Source organism: Nonomuraea solani (assembly GCF_900108335.1).
Lineage (GTDB): Bacteria > Actinomycetota > Actinomycetes > Streptosporangiales > Streptosporangiaceae > Nonomuraea > Nonomuraea solani.
In genome coordinates this window covers 25,710-45,032 of sequence record NZ_FNVT01000044.1, presented here as the reverse complement: position 1 = coordinate 45,032, position 19,323 = coordinate 25,710, and the positions used below count along the sequence as shown (strand labels likewise).

Genomic DNA, 19,323 nt, shown 5'->3' with positions numbered 1-19,323 from the left:
GACGGCCTCCCGCCCACTGAGGGTCCAGGCAGGCCAGCCCGATCTCGTTGAAACGGTGGATCACATCGCGCACGGTGTCCTCATCGGCCTGCACCAGTCGGGCGATGACCGGCACGGTGTTGCCGCCGGCCGAGGCCAGCAGGATCATCGCCCGCCGGTAGCGCACCGTGCTGGTCGTGCCGCGCCGCACGATGCGCTGTAGTTTCTGCCCTTCCGGTTCTGTGAGCCTGCGGACCCTGACCGGTTGCGTCACCTGACCTCCCGAGCGCCGATCGAACGTGATCAGCACCCATCCAACCGGCAGAAGCGTCCTACGCGCCAACACCGTGATCGTTTCCGGTCACAGCACTAGAGGGTCAGGAAAGAATGGCAGTGATGGGCGAGGAACGCCGCCACGCCGGGCGCCGCCGCCAACGTGGCGGGACCGCCGAGGAGAGCTGTGACGGCCAGGCGTCCGGCGATACGCTCTCGGCGGCCGAGCGGCGCCTGCGGGTGCAGCATCCGGCGGACGCGGGTCAGCGCCGTCTCGCCGCCCGCGCCCAGCGCGAAGGCCGGCACCTTGCCCGTAGCCAGACCGACCAGGGCCGCCGCAAGGTGGATGCGCTGGTGGCGGCGGGCCGCGACGTCATCGGCCAGCAGTTCGATCAGGCGCGCGACTTCCACACGAGCCTGGTCGAAGAGGGGCAGGCGGGGAAAGGCGCGTGCCAGGGCCTCGGCGGTGGCGAGGACCAAGTGGTGACGTCCCCGCAGATGCGCCTGTTCGTGGGCGAGCACGGCGGCGACCTGCTCGGGGGCGAGCGAGCGCAGCGCACCGGTCGTGATGACCGTGTGCCCCTTCCGGCCGGGCAGGCAGTATGCCAGGCGCTCGTCGTAATCGACCACGAGTGCGTCGAGGTCGAGGTCGTGTCTGCCCAGGAGGGCAAGGGCCTCGGCGTGCCGGCGCCGCTCATGGCGGGCACGTAGCAGAACCGCCGCGCTCACGTAAGTCACTCGCGTCAGGATGAGGCCGCCGACCACGAGAGCCACACGGGTGCTGGTCGAGTTCAGGCTCGCCTCGTCGCCGAGCAGGGCCGCGCAGGCCTCGAACAGCCCGGCCAGGCCATGTCCCACCACGGAGGCGGGCACGGCGGCGGCGAATGCCGCCAAGAGCGCCGAGGCGATCACCGACGCGCCCGCCGCCTGCCACATGGCGATGGCCAGCCGTGGCGCTCGGTCAGCCCAGGCGGCTCGCCTCAGTAGCCTCGGCAGCGCCAGGGCTGTGAGGACGCCGTACAGGGCGAGGACGACCGCCATGGTCATGAGCGGCGTTCCCCTGGTGGGTAGACCTGCAGGGCCGCTTCCAGCGCACTGGCCTCCTCGGGACCGAGCCGCTCGAGGAAGTGCACCAGCGTGGCCGCCCTGTTACCGCTCTTGGCCAGGGACTCACGCATCACCTCGGCGGTGTAGGCCTCCTTCGACGACACAGCCTCGTAGATGTACGCTCGCCCGACGGGCTGCCGCTTGAGCAGGCCCTTGGTGTGCAGCTTGTCCATCACGGTCATGACCGTCGTGTAGGCGATCGCGCGGTCCTTCTGGAGATGCTCCAGGACGTCCCGCACCGAGGCCGGCTGCCTGATCGCCCACATGCGGTCCATGATCGTGGTCTCCAGTCCTCCCAGGCCACGCATCATTTGACAGTCTCCTCCGGCGCCGATCCACTTATCCTACCGGGGATCGTAGATGCGGACCAAGAACGCCTTTTTCAGGACAGTGAGTCCAGGCGGTCACCTGCCACGATCGCGCGCTTGACGCGGATGAGATCTTTGGGCGCGTTCACCGCGACCGCACCCACCAGGGTGCCGTCCTTGGCGAAGGCGACGGCAAAGTGTCCTTCTCCGGGGTCTCCGGCCACGACACGGGTCTCGTCGGCCAGGTGCGGCAGGCCGGCGGTCTGGATGCGAGCGCCGTGCACGTGGGTGGCGAAGGAGGGCAGGTCGGCGAACGGTTTGGCGTTCTCCGGACCGGCCAGCAGGTTGAGTGCCGCGACGGCGCCCTGGTCGTTGGCGTTCGACCAGTGCTCGACACGTACGAGGGCGCCGTCGTATCGGCTGTGCGGCCAGCGTACGACGTCGCCGGCGGCGACGACGTCCTCCCTGCCCACGGCGAACAGGCGCTCGTCGCAGACCACCCCGTCGCTGAGCGTCAGCCCGCTGCCCTCCAGCCAGTCGGTGTTCGGCACGACGCCCATGCCCGCGACGACCAGGCCGGCGGGCAGCGTCCGGCCGTCGCTCACGCGTACGCCCGTCACCCTGCCGTTCGCGTCGACGTCGAATCCGGTCGCACGGGCTTGGCTGACGAGTTCCACGCCATGGTCGCGGTGATGGCCGGCGAGCCAGCGGGCCGTCTCGGTGCCCAGGGCGTTCCGCATCGGGTGCGGGGACGCGTCCACGAGCGTGACGCCGAGTCCGAGAGAGCGGGCGGTCGAGGCGACCTCGCCTCCGATGAAGCCGCCGCCGATGACCACCACGTTGTCGTGTCCCGCGGCCAGTTCACCGCGCAGCGCCAGGGAGTCCTCGATGGTGCGTAGCGTGTGAACGCCTTCGGGGGTGTCGGGCAGGTGTCGTGGGCGGGCTCCGGTGGCGATGACCAGCCCGTCATAGTGGATCTCTGAGCCGTCGTCCAGGATGAGCCGCCGGTCCGCGGTGTCCAGGCGTACGGCCTGGCGGCCTTTCAGCCAGTGGTCGCCGAGTTCTTCGGCGCCAGGGAGGGTGACCTCGTCGTCGCCCTTCAGCATGCTCTTGGACAGGGGCGGACGGTTGTAGGGCAGGTACTTCTCCGCTCCGACGAGGGTGATCGTGCCGTCGAATTCGGCCCGTCGCAGGGCCTGGAATGCGCGCAGGCCAGCCAGTGACGCGCCGACGATGGCGATGGTGCCGAGCTTTCTCATGAGCCAGACCATACCCTCTAGGGGTATTGGAATCAGAGTGACTTACCTCTCATATACCTATAGGGGGTTACGGTTGCGATCGCGGCTTTGCTGGCATATGTTCCAGATGCCCTTATACCTCCAAGGGGTATCGATTGAGGGGAGTCATGATGAGTAGCGAGACCTACACCGTGAGCGGGATGACCTGCGGCCACTGCGTGGGCACGGTGAAGACCGAAGTGGGCAAGATCTCCGGTGTCACGGCCGTTGACGTCGACCTGGCCACCGGCAAGGTCACCGTGACGGCGAACGAGCCCGTCGAGGAGGCTCGTGTGCGTGATGCCGTGGAAGAGGCGGGCTACGAATTGACCTCCGCCTGACCGAAGCCGCGCAAGAGTTCCTGTCGCTCTCCTGGTGAACGCCTGGGAACCGGGTGCCGTACACCATCATGTGGCGGCACCCGGTCGGCTTGTCGCCGGTTCTACGAGCTGCGTTAGTACGCTGACAAGCGTGTGACGTGCCGATAGCCAAGGGAGGGCGGTGGAATTATTCGGCGATTCCGTGTAGCTCGCGCTGTCCTGCTCGTGGCCCTCGCCCTAGGCGTGTGCGGCATGCATACCTTGGGGCATCTGGATGGCCGACACGGTGGGTTCGCCGCCGGGAGCGAGCAGCAGCAGCGCGCCCGCCGCGCCCAGCGCCAGCGCCCAGCCCTCGGCGACCTTCAACGACGCGGACGTCATGTTCGCGCAGATGATGATCCCGCACCACGAGCAGGCGGTCGAGATGGCCGACCTCGCGGCGACGCGCGCGAGCGATCCCGAGGTCAAGGAGCTCGCCACGAAGATCAAGGCGGCTCAGGACCCCGAGATCCAGACCATGAAGGGCTGGCTGACCGGACACCGGCGCCACCGCCTTCGCGACGGCGGCCGCCGCGCTCCTGGCGGTCGTCGCCAACCGGTCCACCTCGCCCTCCCCCAAAGTCGACCACACGGCTGACAACTGAGATGGTCCTCAGTGCGGTACGACGCCCTCGGCCAGCACTCGCCGGTAGTTCGTCACCCGATCTTCGACCGTGTCCAGGCAGCAACTGGAGCACTTCACCTGCTCGGCGGAGGTGTAGTAGAGGCAGCAGGTGTTACGCAGGTAGAACAGGCCCTCACGGTCGTCCTCCCGGAGCCGGATGACGGTGCCCAGGCGGTCGAGGTCGCCGGTGGCGGCGGTCAGGAAGGCATGGTAGGCGTTCTCCAACTGGTCGACGTCGCCGCCGCGGCGGCTGGCGATGCAGAATGCCGCCGCGCAGCCATGAGCCACGCCGCCGTTGAGCTGCCGCAACCCCGCGCGGGTACGTATCCGCATCGCCCGTGCGAGCGGCAGCAGATGATCATCCAGCACCCACGAGACCAGCGTCTCCACCGGTGCCTCGGTCACAGTGGGTTCACGCAGGCCGACGGCCTCGAAGCCGTGGTGTGGAGAGAGCCGGATGGCGACGTTCCGCGGGCGCATGTCGATCACCTTGCCGTCTATGGCCCAGGCGAGCAGGGCGGAGGCGGTTACGGTGCCCGCGTACACCGCCATCACCGTCAGCGCGGTCGCGTGGTCGGAGACCTGGCCGCTCGCGTGCCGCTCGGCGTCGAGCACCCGGCCCAGCTCGTCGGACGAGGGATCCAGCAGCCGGTCACACCCGATCCAGTCCTGACCGGGCGCGAGCCCGCGCTCCAGCCGGAACCGGTCGCCGAAGGATTCCAGGCGTGCGAAGACGTCCGTCAACTCTGTTCGTCCTTTCATGCGGTACGAGCCGCGTCGATCAGTTGTGCCGTGTAGACGTGGGCGGGCGCGTCGGCCAGGTCCGCGGAGAGTCCCTGCTCGACGACCGTGCCGTCGCGCAGCACCACGATCCGGTCGCATGACTGCACCGCCTCGCCCAGGTCGTGGGTGACGAACAGCACGGCCAGCGCGCGATCGGTGGCCAGGGCGCGCAGCGTGGTGGCGATGCCGGCGCGGGTGGAGACGTCCAGCATCGAGGTGGCCTCGTCGGCGACCAGGAGGAGGGGGTCGGCCGCGAGCGCCCTGGCGATGGACACGCGCTGCCGCTGCCCGCCGGACAACTGGCCGGGGAAGCGCCGCAGGAACTCGTCCGTCGTCGGCAGCCCGGCGGCGCCCACCGCGGCACGCATCCGGTCGGCTCGCTGGTCTCGCGGTGTGCCGGTCGTGGTGAGGGGTTCGGTGACCAGGGCGGCGACGCGCATTCCTGGGTGAAGCGCATCGTAGGGATCCTGGTGCACGAACCCGATCTGTTGCTGGAGGCGGCGCAGCGCCCGGCCGCGCCGCGCGGTCAACTCCTCGCCCGCGATCTCGACCCGGCCGCCAGACGGGCGGAGCAGGCCCAAGATGACCCTGGCCAGGGTGCTCTTGCCGGAACCGCTCTCGCCCACGAGGCCGACGATCTCTCCTGCGTGGATGTCGAGATCCACGCCGCGCAATGCGTCCACGGTCCTGGAACGCGCCCGGTAGCGGTGCTGAACACCGGTGACACGGACGACTGGCGTTCCGGGGGAGTGGACGCTTCGTGGCACCACCGGGTAGGTCGGCTTGGCGCGGTGGTGGCAGGCCACCTGTGCGGTGCCGTGCGTGCGCAAGAGTGGTTCCTCCGCCGAGCACATGCTGGTGGCCAGGGGACAGCGTGGGGCGAACCGGCATCCGTCCGGCAGCAGTTCCAGGGCGGGCGCGGAGCCGGGGATGCTGCCCCATGGCACCTGCCGGTCCGCGACAGGGGTGGCGGTGAGCAGGCCGGCCGTGTAGGGGTGGGTGTGTTCGGCGGTGAGCGTTCGCGCCGGGCGTACTTCGGCGAGGCGGCCCGCGTACATGACCGCGACCCGGTCCGCGTACGGCATCAGCCCGGCGAGGTCGTGTGAGACGACCAGCATGGTGGTGCCGAGTCCGGCGAGCAGGCCGAGGACCTGACGCTGGGTGAGTACGTCCAGCCCGGTGGTGGGCTCGTCGGCGATCAGCAGTCGCGGCTCGCCCGCCAGCGCCAGGGCGATCGCGACCCGCTGACGCTGCCCACCGGACAACTCATGCGGGTAACACCGCAGCATGGCCGACTGGAGCCCGACGCGTTCGAGCAGCTCGCCGGGGTCCGCGCCACCGCCGTGCAGGGTGAGCATCTCGGTGATCTGGCCGCCGATCCGGTGCACCGGGCTGAGGCCGCTCATCGCGCCCTGCGGCACGATGGCGACCTGGCGGCCGCGCACGTTCTTCCAGTCGGTACGGCCGGCCAGCTCGTCCTCGCCGAGCCTGGCGGACCCGGTCACGGTCGCGGTGGCCGGGAGCAGGCCGAGCAGGGCGCGGGCGAGCGAGGTCTTGCCGCAGCCGCTCTCGCCCACGAGCGCCACGACCTCGCCTTCCGCGACGTCGAGGGTGATGCGGTCCACCGCCGTCAGCCCGCCGTAGGCGATCGTGAGGTCGCGCAGTGACAGTGTCATCGGGTGGCCTCCCTGAGCGCGGGGTTGAGGCGTTCCTCGACGGCGATGCCGATGAGGGCCAAGGCGAGCACGGTGAGCGTGATGGCCGCGCCGGGCGGGAGCGCCCACCAAAGCCACGCGTCCGACAGGAACACGCCGTTGGTCTGCACCCAGAACAGCGTGGTGCCCCAGCTTGGCGCCGTCGGGTCGCCCAGGCCGAGGAAGGACAGGGTCGCGTCGTAGATGACGGCACGCATGGCCGTACGGACGAAGACCGGGATGAGCAGCGGGCCGATCAGGTACGAGCCGTGTCGCAGGAGCAGCCACCAGCGCGGCGCGCCCATCGCGCGCGCCACCTCCAGATGGCCGCGCGACCAGGCGGTCAGGACGGCGGCCCGCAGCACCCGGGCCGGGACCGGCCACAGGATCAGGGCCAAAATCGTCACCCGGATCCCGAACGACTGCCCGAGGAAGGCCGCCGCCAGGATGTAGAGGATCAGCTCGGGCAGCACCAGCATGACGTCGGTGCCGCGCATCAGCATGGCCGACAGCCAGCGCGGCCCGATCCCGGCCGCCCCACCGACCAGCGCCGCGAGCACGGTGGTGGCCACGGCGACGATGAACGCCAGGCCGAGCGAGGTACCGGCACCGACGATGAGCTGGTCCAGCAGGTCCCTGCCGAGATCGTCGGCGCCGAGCGGAAGCCCATCGCCCGGAGAGGCGTAGGGCTCCGCCACCCGGGCGCGGCCCGCGTCGTCGGGCAGTGCCGTGCCGTACAGGGCGACGCCGACGACCACGGTGAGGATCCCGGCACCAATGAGCCCCTGGGTGCCTAGGAGGTCACGGCGGGGCGCGCGCAGGAACATCATCGGCCGCCTCCGGTTCTGGCGCGGGGATCGAGCAGCGGATAGGTGGCGTCGGCCAGCGCGTTCATCAGCACGACCATCAGCGTCAGCACCAGGAACGCGCCCTGCATCAGCGGATAGTCGCGGGCCGTGATCGCGTCGAAGGTCAGGCGGCCGAGCCCCGGATAGGCGAAGACGGTCTCGACCACGATCGAACCGGCGGCGAGGAAGCCGATCTCCATCATGAGGATCGTGTGCACCGGCAGCAGCGCCGGCCGTAGCGCGTGCCGCCGGACGAGCCGCCCATACGGGACGCCCCGGGCGTGCGCGTGCTGGATCGGCTCGCTGGTCAGCACGGTCAGCAGCGACGAGCGGGTGTAGAGGAACAGGTACCCCATTCCCGTCAGCGTCAGGGTGCTCACCGGCAGGGTCAGGTGTACCAGCACCCCGGTGACCGTCACGCCCTCGACACCGGATACGCCGAACGTCGGCAGCACCTGGAGTTGCACGCCGAACAGCACGATGAGCAGCATCCCGAGCCAGAACTGCGGGAACGAGTCGAGCACGATGGCCGTGCCGAGCAGTCCTGAGCCCTTGCCCTTGCGTCTGCGGAGCGCGCCCACCACACCGAACGTCACCCCGACCAGCGCGGTGGCCACGATGCTGGTGCCGACGAGCAGCAACGTCCACGGCAGTGCCTCGCCGAGCGCCTCGGTGACCGGGCGGCCGTCGGACAGGGATGTGCCGAGGTTCAGGGTGAACACGCCGCCGAGGTAGTCGAGGAATTGTTCGGGCAGTGGCTTGCCGAAGCCGTACTGGGTGGCGATCTGGGCTCGTTCGTCCGTGGTGAGCCTGGCCAGCGCCTCCGGGCTGCCGAACAACTTCAGGGGGCCGCCGGGCAGCGCGCGGGGGAGTGCGAAGTTCAGCGTGAGCGCCACCGCGAGGACGGCGGCGTACTCGGCCAGGCGGCCCGCCGCGTATCGCCAGGTCATTGGAGCTTGAAGTCGGCGAGCGAGAACTTGTTGAGCACGGCCGAGCCGTCCTGCCAGGTCCAGCCGCTGTAGACGTCCTTGCGGAAGGCGTAGGCGCCGTTGCGGTAGTAGAGCGTCAGGAACGGCAGCTGCTCCGCGATCTGGGCTTGGAGCTGCTTGGCCGCCGCCGTCTTGGCCTCCATGGTGGGGGCCGAGATGAGGGTCTTGACGGTGGCGTCGACATGGTCGTTCTTGAAGCCGACGATGTTCAGCGAGCCGTCGTCCGGGTCGGAGGCCACGAGCTGGGCGATGGTGCCGCTGCTCAGCATGACGGGGGCCGACCAGCCCCACATGGACATGTCGTAGTTGCGGCCCTTGCGCACGTCGTAGTCGGGCCACACCTTCGCGTCCAGCGAGTCGGAGTCGAGCGAGGCGATCTTCACGGCCACGCCGACCGTCTTGAGCATGTCCCGGATGAGCTCGGCGCTGCGCAGCCGGTCGGTGGACGTGCTCTGCACCAGCAGCTCGTACGACATCGGCTTGCCGTCGAGCACCCGGATCCCGTCGGCCCCGGGCTTGGCGCCGAGGGCGTCGAGTTCGCGCTTGGCCGCTTCGACGTCGTGGACGGGGGCCAACGGGCCGGGCTTGATGGGGGAGCCGGCATGGATGAAGCCGGGGTTGCCGGGTGTGCCCTGGCCGAGCAGCGCGGTCTTCACCAGGTCGGTCACGTCGATCGCCTTGGCCAGGGCGCGCCGGACCTCGGGCTTGTCGAACGGGGCGCGGGTCGTGTTGAAGGCCAGCAGCGTGGAGGCGAACTCGGTGCCCTTGACAACGCCGATGTTCGGTTGCCTTTCGAGCGCCTGGAGCTGCTGCGGGGGCACGGTGCGGGCGGACAGGTGGATCTCGCCCGTGCGCAGGGCGGCGAACTGGGTGGACTCCTCGGGGATGACCACGACCTTCACGGTGTCGACCTTCGGCTTGCCCAGGGCGTAGGAGGCGTTGGCGGTCAGCGTGTAGCCGCGCGCATTGTCGTACCGGGTGAGCTTGTACGGTCCTGAGCCGATCGCCTTGTCCGTCCCCGCCTCGCTGACCTTCTCCACCGACGACCACAAATGTTTGGGCAGGATCGCCATGTCGGCCAGGATGCGCCGGGGGAACTCGGGGTCGGGCACCTTGAGCGTGAGGGTCACGGTGTCGCCGCTCGCGGTGACGCTCTCCACCGGGCGGACGTCGATGGAGGAGTCGCCCTCCATGTTCTTCTTGTAGAACTCGACGCTGAACACCACGTCGCCGGCGGTCAGCGGTTTGCCGTCATGCCAGGTGACACCCGTCCTGAGAGGCAAGGTGAAGACCTTGTTGTCCGTGGTCTTGATCTGTTTGGCCAGCAACGGCGTGACCGAGTCGCCCTGGACGATCACCAGCGTGTCGAAGATCAGCTTCACCAGGTTGTTGCCCGGGTAGCCGGTCTGGTTGGTGAACGGGGTCAGCGTGCCCTCATCGGAGGAGATCGCGATCGTGACGCTCTTCGCGGCGGTCTTCCCAGCCTGCGGAGGTTCTGTACCTGTTCCACATGCGGTCAGAGCTAACCAGAGCGCGACCGCCGCCGCGAAGAACTTCCTCGATTGCCGGATCACGGAACCTCCCGGGGGTATAAGAGGTCGAGACCACTGCCACGCGGGCGAGCGGTGTTTCATGCGACTCTATAGAGGTTTTCCGTAGATACAAGAGCTCAATATGTAAACTCCGAAATTCCGCCTCCTCGTATGCAGGGAGCCGGTGAGCTGCTGATATGTGGTGGACGAGTCCTGGACCGGCGGTTCGGCGGAAGCGTCCCGGCGTGTCCGTAACCGTGACGAAGTCCGAACCACTAAGAGCAGTCGTAGATCAAGTGATCCGTTACGTCTGCGGGGTGACGCGGTCGATCAAAGCCGTCGCCGTTCTGCGCATGCGGTCGCGCAGGTCGGTGGCGTGCGGGCCGCGGGTGAGCAGGAGTTGGTGCGCGGCGCCCACCAAGGCAAGAGCGAGCGCCTCGGCGTCCGCGTCGGCCACGATGCGGCCGTGTTCTTGTTCCGCCCGTAGGTAGGCGGCGAAGGCGCGCTCGCCGGCGTCCATTTCCAGGGTGCCGTCGGCGAGCGCTTCGCCCAGATGGCTGATGATGCTCGGTCTGGCCATGGCGAGTCCGGCGAGTGCGAGCAGGTTGCCCGCGAACAGTACCTCGATGCCGTCCATGAGGTTATCGACCACATCGCCGGTGCCCGCCCGCCCCGGCAGGCGCGCCATCCCCGTTCCGGCGCGGCCGGCCCGGTCGAGGAGCAGCGCGGCCAGGAAGGTGTCCAGATCGGCGAAGTGGTTGTAGAGCAGGCCGGTCGCGCAGCCGGCCTCCTTGGTGATGGCGCGCCCGGTCAGGCCGGCGGGGCCCTTCTCCTGGAGCACGCGTTCGGCCGCGTTGAAGAGCTGTTGCCGTAGGTCCGGGATCGCAACGCCGCGCGGTGACATGAGCAGCAAATCTACCTGATTGCCAAGAATGAGCATGTGCTCATACAGTATGAGCAGATGCTCATTCTCGGCCGGAGGAGGCTTATGGAGACGCGGCAGTTCGTCTGGACCCCCCGGGCATGTGTGGGCCCTTGGGGTTCTGTGCCTGGCCCAGTGCTGGACACCATGGACGTCACCATCGTCAACGTCGTCGTCATCATCGCTCTCACCGTGCTCAGAAAGGAAAGATCATGACCAGAAGAGCCGTCATCGTGGGCGCCGGGATCGCCGGACTGGCCGCCGCGCTGAAACTGCATCAGCAGGGCTGGGAGCCGGTGGTGATCGAGCGGGCTCCGGCCCGCCGCAGCGGCGGATACGTCGTCGTGTTCCACGGGCGCGGCTACGGCGCCGCCGAACGCATGGGCATCCTGCCCGCCTTGCGCGAGCGCCACGTCGGCGCCGTGGACATGGTCTACCGGAAGGCCGACGGCCGGCGCCGCTTCTCGGTGTCGGGTGACGCGATCGGCGCCCTGCTCGGAGAGCGCGGGCTGACGCTGATGCGCGGCGACATCGAGGGAGCGCTCTACGAGGCGGTGGCGGGCAAGGTGCCGATCCGGTTCGGCGCCACGCTCACCGCCGTGACGCAGGACGAGGAAGGGGTACGTGCCGCGCTCGATGACGGCACCGTACTGGAGGCGGAACTGCTGGTCGGAGCGGACGGGCTGCACTCGAAGGTCCGCGAGCTGGTCTTCGGCCCCGAGGAGCGCTACCGCCGCGACCTCGGCCACGTGGTCGCCGCGACGACGCTGGACCACCTGCCCGAGGGCGCGGGCGAACGTGCCTTCACCACCGTCACGCGCGTGGGCGGCATCTTCATGATCGCCAATCTGGGGCCGGACCGGACCGCGGCCTTCTTCACCTACGGCACCCCGGACCCGGCCGCCGAACTGGCCAAGGGCCCGTGGCGGGCGCTGGCGGACGCCTACCGGGACATCACCTGGGCCGCTCCCGGCCTGATCGCGAGCATGCCGGCCGACAATGTGTACTTCGACAGCGTCAGCCAGATCGTCGCCGACCGGTGGAGCGACGGGCGGGTGGTGCTTCTGGGCGATGCGGCCTGGTGCGTCACGCTCTTCGCCGGTTACGGATCTTCGCTGGCGGTCGGCGGCGCCGAGGCCCTAGGCAACGCTTTGAACCGCCATCCCGACGACATTCCGGCGGCGCTGCGTGAATGGGAGGCCGAATTACGTCCGGAGGTCGGGAAACGACAGGCCATGGGCCGCCGTAACACCGGCTCCCACGCCCCGGCCGGCCGGCTGGACCTGCTGAAACGCGATCTGCCGCTCCGCCTGGCCGCCTTCCCGCCCGTCACCCGCTGGCTCCGCAGACATCTCCGCCTTCACTAGCATCTCCATTTCCCACTATATTGCGTAGTAGGTTGAGCCGATCGGCGGGTATGGAGGGGCTTCATCTTGGCTCTGTGCGTGATCAGACCAGACGATGAATCGTAGTAGCTTCTCGCTGATCTTCCTGTTGTCCGCGGCGATCGCCGTCGTGCTGGCCACGGGTGTGGTGGTTCTCACCACGATGGAACCCCTTCCCGAGATCACCAGGCCGGTTGAGCGTCCATCCAACATGGGCAGGCGCATTCCCGCCACGCCGCCGGCGGCCGAACCGGTCGCGCCGCTGAAGCGGCGTCGCGAGGCCCACCTTCTGGTTCTCGGTGACCGCACGCTGTCCGAGAAGGTGGTGGCGAGCGTTCGCGGACGGACGGGAGTATCGGCGGTGGAGTCGGTCGATGCCGCCCGGCTGACGATCGCGGGCAGACAGGTGTCCACCATGGGCGTGAACCCGTCGTCATTCCGCTCCTACACGCCCGGTCCCACGGCCCGCTCGGATCCCTTGTGGCAGAGCATCGCAGCAGGTGACGCCGCCGTCTCCTTCGGCCTGGGAACGGACGGCGGGCTGGCGCCGGGCAGTTCGGTGAACGCGGGAAGCCGGCGGTTGCGGGTCGGTGCCATGGCCACCATGGGGCTGGGGATCATCGACGCGGTCGTGTCCAGGCCCACCGCACGGCACTTGGGGCTGCCGCAGGGCAACGCCCTGCTGGTGAGCGCGCCACGGGCCGATTCCGCCAAGCTCAAGAACACCCTGTCACGTACGCTGCCCAAAGGGCTCCAAGTCGTCGTCCTCAAGCCCGTGTTCACACCTGCCCGGACCGGAAGAACACCCAGTTCGCTGCCCGGCGACAGGATCCGTACCGCCCTGGCCGCCGCAGCGAGCAAGCTCGGCGCCCCCTACGTCTGGGGCGCCGAGGGACCCGACGCGTTCGACTGCTCCGGGCTGATCCAATGGGCCTTCGGACGCGCGGGCATTCGCCTGCCCAGGGTGACACACCAGCAGTTCGCCAGCGGCCCGCAGGTCCCGTTCGCGGAGATGCAGCCGGGCGACCTCATCTTCTGGCGACTGGACCCGACGAACCCCGGCTACATCTCCCACGCGGCGATCTACTGGGGTGACGGGAAGATGATCCAGGCACCCAGAACGGGCGACGTCGTCAAGATCGTGCCCGTGCACACACGCAATCTCGCCGGAGTCGTCAGGGTCTCTCCCAGTTGAGAACTCAGCTTCCGCTACACAGGAGGGTGAGCTAATCGGCCACGGCACGACGTGCCGTGGCCGACGTCTCGGCGTGGGGAGCTTGCGGCCCGTGACTGGGGAACGACTAGGGGAATCCCTGTGTCGCGCCCCAGGGCAGGGTCCGTAACGTCCGCCCGCCAGGGCACTTCGACGGACGCGCGTGAGGCGGCCCTCGTCGCGATGGCGGTCCGCATTCTGGCCGAGCCGTCGGCCATCGGGGACGAGGACGTGGCACAACTGCGTGCGCATGGCTGGAGCATGGCGGGCCTTTTCGTGTGATGGGCGGGCTGTGGCCGATTCGCGGGTTTCTGCTTTTGGGCTGCTCACGCCGGGCGGTGTGACCGGTAGGCGGGCTATGGCGGAGCTGGAGTAACGCCGGTTCCGCCGCGGTGTCGGCGATCACCGCGGCGATGACAGCGAGATCCGGTCAAGCTCGGCACCGCGAGATGGGTCGTACAGTCGCGGGAGTTGAGGTGCATCGGGACGGACCACCCTTCCTCTACGCTCCGGGATCCACATCTGCCAGGCGGCGCCGGGTGAGGACGACAGGTATGGCGGCCACGATCACGTGTGCCGGGACATCGCTAAGAGCGGCCTGTCGGGGGGACACGGCGGAGCAGGGCCACCGCGAGGATGGCCGCGACCGCGGCGATCACCGTGGACGTTGCGGCGGCCACGTTGAGCCCGCTGGTGAACGCTTCGCGCGCCGGGGCGAGTAGCGCGGAGCTCAGGTCGGCCGGCAGGCCCTGCGCCGCCGAGACGGCACCGTCGAGGCTTTCGCGGGCGGTTGCGGCAGCCTCAGGCGTCAGGGTTGAGGGGAGCGCTTCGGCGGCTTCGGCGCGATAGACGGCGGCACCGATGCTGCCGATGATCGCGATGCCGAGCGAAATGCCCAAGTCGCTGCAGGTGGTGGCCAGGCCGGATGCGGCACCCGCCTTCTGCGGTGGCACCGAGCCGACGACCAGGTTGGTGGTCAGCGCCATGGACGGCGCGACGGCGGGATAGAGCACCATGAAGCCCGCGACCAGCAACGGCAGCCCGCCGGTACTGCCGACCTGGGTGAGCATCAGATAGCCGATCACCTGAACGGCCAGGCCGGCCGCGATCAGGTATCCGGGTCGGATGCGCCGTACCAGGGCGGGCGAGAGCGTGGAGACGACCACCAGCAGTGCCGCACCGGGCAGTACCCACAATCCGGCCTGGAGCGGTGAGAGCCCCTCGACCAGCTGCAGGTACTGGGTGAACAGCAAATACACCCCGCCGAGCGCGGTCGCGGCGAGCAGGAAGACGGCCAGCGCCCCGCTGACCGTACGGTTGGCGAACAGGCGCACGTCCAGCAGCGGCTCCGGCAGCCGCAACTGGCGGACGACGAACCAGGCACCGAACGCCAGCCCGATCACGATGCCCGCCACCGCGACCGCCAGCGAGTCGTCCTTGGCCAGTTCTTTGACGCCGTAGACGATGGGCAGCAGCGTGGCCAGAGTCAGCGCCACACTGACCACGTCCGGCCGACCGGCCGCCGGATTGCGGTGGTCGGGCAGCACCAACAGAGCGCCGATCGCCACCACTGCCATGACCGGCACCGCGACCAGGAAGGCCGCCTGCCAGGAGAACGCTTCCAGCAGCGCCCCGCCGAGCACCGGGCCCAGTCCTGTGCCCACCGAGATCCCGGCCGCCCACGCGCCGACGGCGATGCCCCGCTGCTTGGCGTCGGCGAACGTGGCGAAGATCAGGCCCAAGGTGGCGGGCATCTGTGTGGCCGCAGCGATGCCCAGGATGGCTCGCCAGAGGATCATCAAGCCAGGGTCGGAGGTGTTGGCGGCGACCAGCGAGACGACGGCGAATACGGCCGCGCCCGCTATCAGCAGCCGGCGATGGCCGATCCTGTCGCCCAGGGTTCCCATGGTGACCAGCAGCCCGGCCATCAGGAAGCCGTAAATGTCGATGATCCACAATGTTTCCGTACTGCTCGGCTGAAGATCCGCGGCCAGGTGCGGGATGGCCAGGAACAAGATCGTGAGCATCATGAACAGCAACATGGCGGGCAGGACCAGCACCACCAGCCCAAGCCACTCCTTGAGACCGGCGCGCGGGCCGGAGTTGAGATTCGTCGATGACATGGAGATGTCCCTTTCTTCTGGGGTGAAGTTCACGCGATCTCGATCAGTGCGGTGAGCTTCGTCAGCAGTTCGCCGCGTATTGCCGCGTCGTGGACCAGACCGTCGGGCCCGACCAGATGGCGGGGCAGCGGGATCCGGCCGCAGGCTTCCTCGACAATCCGAGCCCCGGCGTAGCCGAGCACCCGGCGCAGCGAGTCGTGTGCCGGCAGCGCCCCCGTGGAGGCAATGGAGACGTTGATCCACGCACACGGCTTGTCGCTGATCTCTACTCCGCCCACCGTCCAGTCGAGCAGGTTCTTGAACGGGCCCGGCAGCCCGCCGGCGTACTCCGGCGTGCAGAACAGCAGCGCGTCCGCCTGCTCGATATGCAGCCTCAGGTCGATGACGGTGGGCGGAAGTGGGTGGTGATCGTCGTCGGGGTTGAAGTGGGGCAGCGTCGCGAGTCCCTGGAAGAGGGAGGTCGTCACGCCCTTGGGGGCGATGACCGTCGTGGTCCTGAGCATGGCCTCGTTGACGGAACCCCCTCGGACGCTGCCGCAGATCAGGAGGATCCGCACGGTCAGCCGGCCCAGCGCTTGAGGAGTCTTCCTGCGTCCAGCGCGAACGAGGCAGGGAGAGCGGGGGTCGCGTCGTCGCCGAAGATAGACATATCGCGTCCTGTTCAAGAGGTGACTGAGAGCTGCTGAAGCCGAGCATCCGAGGTTCCGTTGATAGGTTCGCTACGGCTTTGCTACACATGGCGCATTTCTGGCTGGATGGCCGACAACCTGCGGAAAGGAGACGGGCGTGCGGTTCACGGTCCTGGGGCCGGTCGATCTTCCAAAGGCGGCTCCTCGGCACCGCGCGGTGCTGGCGTACCTGCTCCTCCACGCCGGAACCGTCATCAGCGCCGAACGACTGATCGGCGCGATGTGGGGCGCCGCCCCGCCGGACAGCGCCCGCACGCAGATTCACGCCGCGATCGCGGCGATCCGCCGAGTGCTGCGCTCCTCCGGAGCGGAACATCTGCTGGAGACCCGAAGCGCCGGATACGTGATCCGTCCGGAGCCCGGGCAACTGGATCTGGAGGCGTTCACCGGCCAGGTGACGGCTGCCCAGGCACAGGCCGCAACCGCTCCCGAGCTTGCCGCCCAGCACATCCGCGCGGCCCTGGCGATGTGGCGAGGTCAACCGCTAGGCGGAGTGAACGCCGCCTACGTCGCCGAGGCGCGGCAACGACTGGAGGAGCGGCGGCTGTCGGCCGTGGAACGCCTGGCCGAGCTCGAACTGTCGCTGGGCCGGCACCACGAAATCGTCCACGAACTGGCCGCCCACGCTTCCGCGCACCCCCTGCGAGAGGGCCTTGCGCGCCACCTCATGCTCGCCTTGCACCGTGCGGGACGCCAGGCCGACGCGCTGGCGGTCGCCAGATCCCTGCGTGAGCGGCTGGTCGAGGAGAAGGGGCTGGACCCGAGCCGGGCCTTCCTCACCCTCGAACAGGCCATTCTCCGCGATGACCCGAGCCTGCAGACCGAAGTCGACGTCAGGCACGACCGCCCACAGCCGGCCAGTTTCCTGCCCTACGACACTCCGGACTTCGCAGGACGCGATCTCGAGCTCGACCGGCTTGCCTCCTCACTCTCCGCCGACGGTGGCCTCGTAACGATCTCAGCAATCGACGGCATGGCCGGAATCGGCAAGACGACACTTGCCATCCACGCCGCCCATCGGCTCGCCGATCACTACCCTGACGGGCAGCTCTTCATCGACCTGCATGCCCACACTGCGGGCCGGGCGCCGATCAAGGCCGAAGCCGCACTTGAAGGTCTGCTTCGGCAGCTCGGCGTGCCCGCCGAGCGCATTCCCGCCTCTCTCGGCGAGCGGGCCGCGCTGTGGCGGACCGAACTCGCCGACCGGCGGGTGCTGGTCGTGCTGGACAACGCCGCCGACACCGAGCACGTACGGCCGTTGCTGCCCGGGGTGTCCGGCAGCCTCATCCTGATCACCAGCCGCCGCCGGCTGACCGATCTGGACGGGGCCCATGCCCTGTCTCTTGAGTTGCTGCCCGCCGTCGACGCCGTGAACCTGTTCGGCACGATCGTCGGTCAGCGGACTGAGGCAGAACCCGACGCGGTCCTGGAGGTCCTGCAGCTTTGCGGATTCCTGCCGCTGGCCGTACGCATCGCCGCCGCCCGCCTGCACCATCGCCCACAATGGACCGTTGGATACTTGGCGGGCCGGCTCCGCGACCACAGTCGCAGGCTGGCTGAACTGTCCACCTCCGAACGAGGTGTAGCGGCCGCCTTCACCCTGTCCCACCAGCAACTCGACCCTCACCAGCAGCGTCTGTTCCGCCTTCTCGGTCTGCATCCCGGAACTGATATCGACGCCCACGCCGCCGCCGCTCTCGCAGACCTGCCACTGGACCGGGTCGAGGCCATCCTGGAGGACCTCCTCGACGCCCACATGTTGCTGCAGCACGAGCCGGGCCGCTACACCTTCCACGACCTGCTCCGCGATCACGCTCGAACCACCGCCGACGCCGAAGACCCGGCCGATGCCCTGGCCCGGCTGTTCGGCCACTACGCGTACACCGCGAGCACCGCCCTCGATCGTCTCTTCCCGAACGAGCGGCAAACGCGGCCGCGCACCCCTCAGCCCGACAGTCCTGCCGTGCATTTCCGCGACGCGGCCGACGCCAGGGCGTGGCTGGAGACCGAGCGCGCGAACCTCATCGCCACCAGCGCGCACACCGACCCTGGCTGGCCCTCCCGCGCGAACGAGCTGGCCACCAACGTCTACCTTCACCTTTACCGCAACGTGCAGGCCCGTCACGAAGACGCCATCACCCTGTACACCCAGGCTCTCCAGGCCAGCCGGCGCACCGATGACAAGGCCAGCGAAGGCCGCATGCTCATCCTTCTGGGCTGGATCCACTGGCAGCACGGTGAGTACCAGATGGTTCGCGAGCATGGCCGGCTCGCCCTGCAGGCTTATCAGGAGATCGGCCACCGTCGCGGGGAAGCCGGGGCGTTGAACCTCCTGGGCCGCCTCTCCTGGCGTCAGGCCGACTACCCCCAGGCACGTCAGCACTACGACCTAGCCCTGGACCTGTGCCGGGAGATCGCCGAGCGGCGCGGTGAAGCCGCGTGCCTGACCAATCTCGGGTCCCTCTACAGCCGTCTGCACGAGCACGAACGGGCCAGCGACCACCTTCACCGGGCTCTGGACCTCTACCGCGAACTCGGTATCGGGAGCGGTGAAGGTGCCGTGCTTGCCGGTCTCGGCGAACTCTCCACCAGGCACGCCGACCATCCAGGAGCCTGCGCCTACTACCGCAAGGCTCTGGATGTCTACCGTGAGCTGGGTTTCCGGGCCTTCGAGCCCTCCGCCCTGAACGGTCTGGGGCATGCCGTTCGAGCCATGGGCGAACCCGCTCGGGCCATTCCCCATCATGACGCCGCCCTCGCCCTCGCCACCGAGTTGGGTGATCGGTTCGAGCAGGCCGAGGCCCATAACGGTCTGGCTCGCGCTCAGTACACGCTCGGCCGCCTGGGTCCAGCCCGCGATCACGGCAAGCGGAGCTTGGCCCTCTACTCCGGACTTGATGTGCCTGAGGCCGACACGTTGCGTACCTACCTGGACACCTTGATCTTCGCTTGATCCTCGCTGAGGTCTGCCGTGACGTTGGCCGTCTAAATGATCTACCGCGTTACATGACCCGCGCCGACGAGCAATCAGCGAGCAATTAACCATGAAGTCGGCGAAAACCGAGGAGCCCCAGGTCGAATGCGGTATTGGTGAGTAGGGGGGTGGGACTTGAACCCACGACCCACGGATGGGACGGCAGTCCGTTCGCCTCGTCCTTCGGGTTGACGCCCCACCATTGAGCGGTCTCCCGGCCCTGAGCGGTTCGCACGCGGACGA

18 protein-coding genes and 1 pseudogene are annotated in these 19,323 nt (G+C 68.7%); 5 read left to right on the top strand and 14 right to left on the bottom strand.

Translation table 11 applies throughout. The features are described 5' to 3' along the window. The 4 genes from C4V41_RS58890 to C4V41_RS58870 all read right to left on the bottom strand — a co-directional run. A partial coding sequence (locus C4V41_RS58890) for a helix-turn-helix domain-containing protein (RefSeq protein ID WP_200825013.1) occupies positions 1 to 253 on the bottom strand: 253 nt, incomplete at its 3' end. 95 nt (positions 254 to 348) lie between these two features. Then, positions 349 to 1,299 (bottom strand): M56 family metallopeptidase, encoded by a 951-nt coding sequence (locus C4V41_RS58885; protein ID WP_146104254.1) that lies wholly within the window; start codon positions 1,297 to 1,299, stop codon positions 349 to 351. Next, complete coding sequence (locus tag C4V41_RS58875; RefSeq protein ID WP_103964751.1) at positions 1,296 to 1,670, bottom strand: BlaI/MecI/CopY family transcriptional regulator; 375 nt, start codon at positions 1,668 to 1,670, stop codon at positions 1,296 to 1,298. Before C4V41_RS58875 ends, C4V41_RS58885 begins: the two co-directional genes overlap by 4 nt. Positions 1,671 to 1,741: 71 nt before the next feature. Continuing rightward, positions 1,742 to 2,926, bottom strand: a complete 1,185-nt coding sequence (locus C4V41_RS58870) for an NAD(P)/FAD-dependent oxidoreductase (protein ID WP_103964760.1) — start codon at positions 2,924 to 2,926, stop codon at positions 1,742 to 1,744. A 149-nt stretch (positions 2,927 to 3,075) separates the two neighbouring features. Here C4V41_RS58870 and C4V41_RS58865 point away from each other — a divergent pair, with 149 nt between their 5' ends. Then, on the top strand, positions 3,076 to 3,285 hold the full coding sequence (locus C4V41_RS58865) for a heavy-metal-associated domain-containing protein (protein WP_103964759.1): 210 nt from the start codon (positions 3,076 to 3,078) through the stop codon (positions 3,283 to 3,285). 216 nt (positions 3,286 to 3,501) lie between these two features. Here the strand turns inward: C4V41_RS58865 and C4V41_RS65095 are convergent, their stop codons facing one another. Continuing rightward, entirely contained in the window at positions 3,502 to 3,645 is a 144-nt protein-coding gene (locus C4V41_RS65095) for a hypothetical protein (protein ID WP_235031078.1), read from the bottom strand. On the opposite strand from C4V41_RS65095, the gene C4V41_RS66010 reads away from it, so the two are divergent. Then, on the top strand, positions 3,644 to 3,901 hold the full coding sequence (locus C4V41_RS66010; RefSeq protein WP_327537529.1) for a DUF305 domain-containing protein: 258 nt from the start codon (positions 3,644 to 3,646) through the stop codon (positions 3,899 to 3,901). The two genes, C4V41_RS65095 and C4V41_RS66010, sit on opposite strands and share 2 nt — an antisense overlap. A gap of 15 nt (positions 3,902 to 3,916) precedes the next feature. On the opposite strand, the gene C4V41_RS58855 is transcribed toward C4V41_RS66010, so the two are convergent. The 6 genes from C4V41_RS58855 to C4V41_RS58830 all read right to left on the bottom strand — a co-directional run bounded on the left by C4V41_RS58855 (position 3,917) and on the right by C4V41_RS58830 (position 10,678). After that, positions 3,917 to 4,672: a (2Fe-2S)-binding protein gene (locus C4V41_RS58855; RefSeq protein ID WP_103964749.1), complete on the bottom strand. Its 756-nt coding sequence runs from the start codon at positions 4,670 to 4,672 to the stop codon at positions 3,917 to 3,919. A 14-nt stretch (positions 4,673 to 4,686) separates the two neighbouring features. After that, complete coding sequence (locus C4V41_RS58850) at positions 4,687 to 6,387, bottom strand: ABC transporter ATP-binding protein (RefSeq protein ID WP_103964748.1); 1,701 nt, start codon at positions 6,385 to 6,387, stop codon at positions 4,687 to 4,689. Continuing rightward, positions 6,384 to 7,235 carry an ABC transporter permease gene (locus C4V41_RS58845; protein ID WP_103964747.1) on the bottom strand — a complete coding sequence of 284 codons (852 nt, stop codon included), beginning with the start codon at positions 7,233 to 7,235 and terminating at the stop codon, positions 6,384 to 6,386. The genes C4V41_RS58850 and C4V41_RS58845 overlap by 4 nt, the downstream gene beginning before the upstream one ends. Beyond that, positions 7,232 to 8,203 carry an ABC transporter permease gene (locus C4V41_RS58840; protein ID WP_103964746.1) on the bottom strand — a complete coding sequence of 324 codons (972 nt, stop codon included), beginning with the start codon at positions 8,201 to 8,203 and terminating at the stop codon, positions 7,232 to 7,234. Before C4V41_RS58840 ends, C4V41_RS58845 begins: the two co-directional genes overlap by 4 nt. Further along, entirely contained in the window at positions 8,200 to 9,816 is a 1,617-nt protein-coding gene (locus tag C4V41_RS58835; protein WP_160150781.1) for an ABC transporter substrate-binding protein, read from the bottom strand. The genes C4V41_RS58840 and C4V41_RS58835 overlap by 4 nt, the downstream gene beginning before the upstream one ends. A gap of 262 nt (positions 9,817 to 10,078) precedes the next feature. Further along, positions 10,079 to 10,678, bottom strand: coding sequence for a TetR/AcrR family transcriptional regulator (locus tag C4V41_RS58830; protein ID WP_103964758.1), 600 nt, complete (start codon positions 10,676 to 10,678; stop codon positions 10,079 to 10,081). Between the two features lie 230 nt (positions 10,679 to 10,908). On the opposite strand from C4V41_RS58830, the gene C4V41_RS58820 reads away from it, so the two are divergent. Both C4V41_RS58820 and C4V41_RS58815 read left to right on the top strand, forming a co-directional pair. After that, entirely contained in the window at positions 10,909 to 12,063 is a 1,155-nt protein-coding gene (locus C4V41_RS58820) for an FAD-dependent monooxygenase (protein WP_103964743.1), read from the top strand. A gap of 94 nt (positions 12,064 to 12,157) precedes the next feature. Beyond that, a complete protein-coding gene (locus C4V41_RS58815; protein WP_103964742.1) occupies positions 12,158 to 13,276 on the top strand; it encodes a C40 family peptidase in 1,119 nt (372 codons plus the stop codon). 605 nt (positions 13,277 to 13,881) lie between these two features. On the opposite strand, the gene C4V41_RS58805 is transcribed toward C4V41_RS58815, so the two are convergent. Beyond that, positions 13,882 to 15,417, bottom strand: a complete 1,536-nt coding sequence (locus tag C4V41_RS58805; protein WP_103964757.1) for an MFS transporter — start codon at positions 15,415 to 15,417, stop codon at positions 13,882 to 13,884. Between the two features lie 29 nt (positions 15,418 to 15,446). After that, positions 15,447 to 15,974 (bottom strand): NADPH-dependent FMN reductase, encoded by a 528-nt coding sequence (locus tag C4V41_RS58800; protein ID WP_268808967.1) that lies wholly within the window; start codon positions 15,972 to 15,974, stop codon positions 15,447 to 15,449. Positions 15,975 to 16,203: 229 nt separating this feature from the next. Between C4V41_RS58800 and C4V41_RS58795 the strand changes: the two genes are divergently transcribed. Beyond that, positions 16,204 to 19,059 carry an AfsR/SARP family transcriptional regulator gene (locus tag C4V41_RS58795; protein WP_103964741.1) on the top strand — a complete coding sequence of 952 codons (2,856 nt, stop codon included), beginning with the start codon at positions 16,204 to 16,206 and terminating at the stop codon, positions 19,057 to 19,059. A gap of 143 nt (positions 19,060 to 19,202) precedes the next feature. Here C4V41_RS58795 and C4V41_RS62615 read toward each other — a convergent pair. Then, a pseudogene (locus tag C4V41_RS62615) lies at positions 19,203 to 19,280 on the bottom strand. Positions 19,281 to 19,323: the final 43 nt, after the last annotated feature.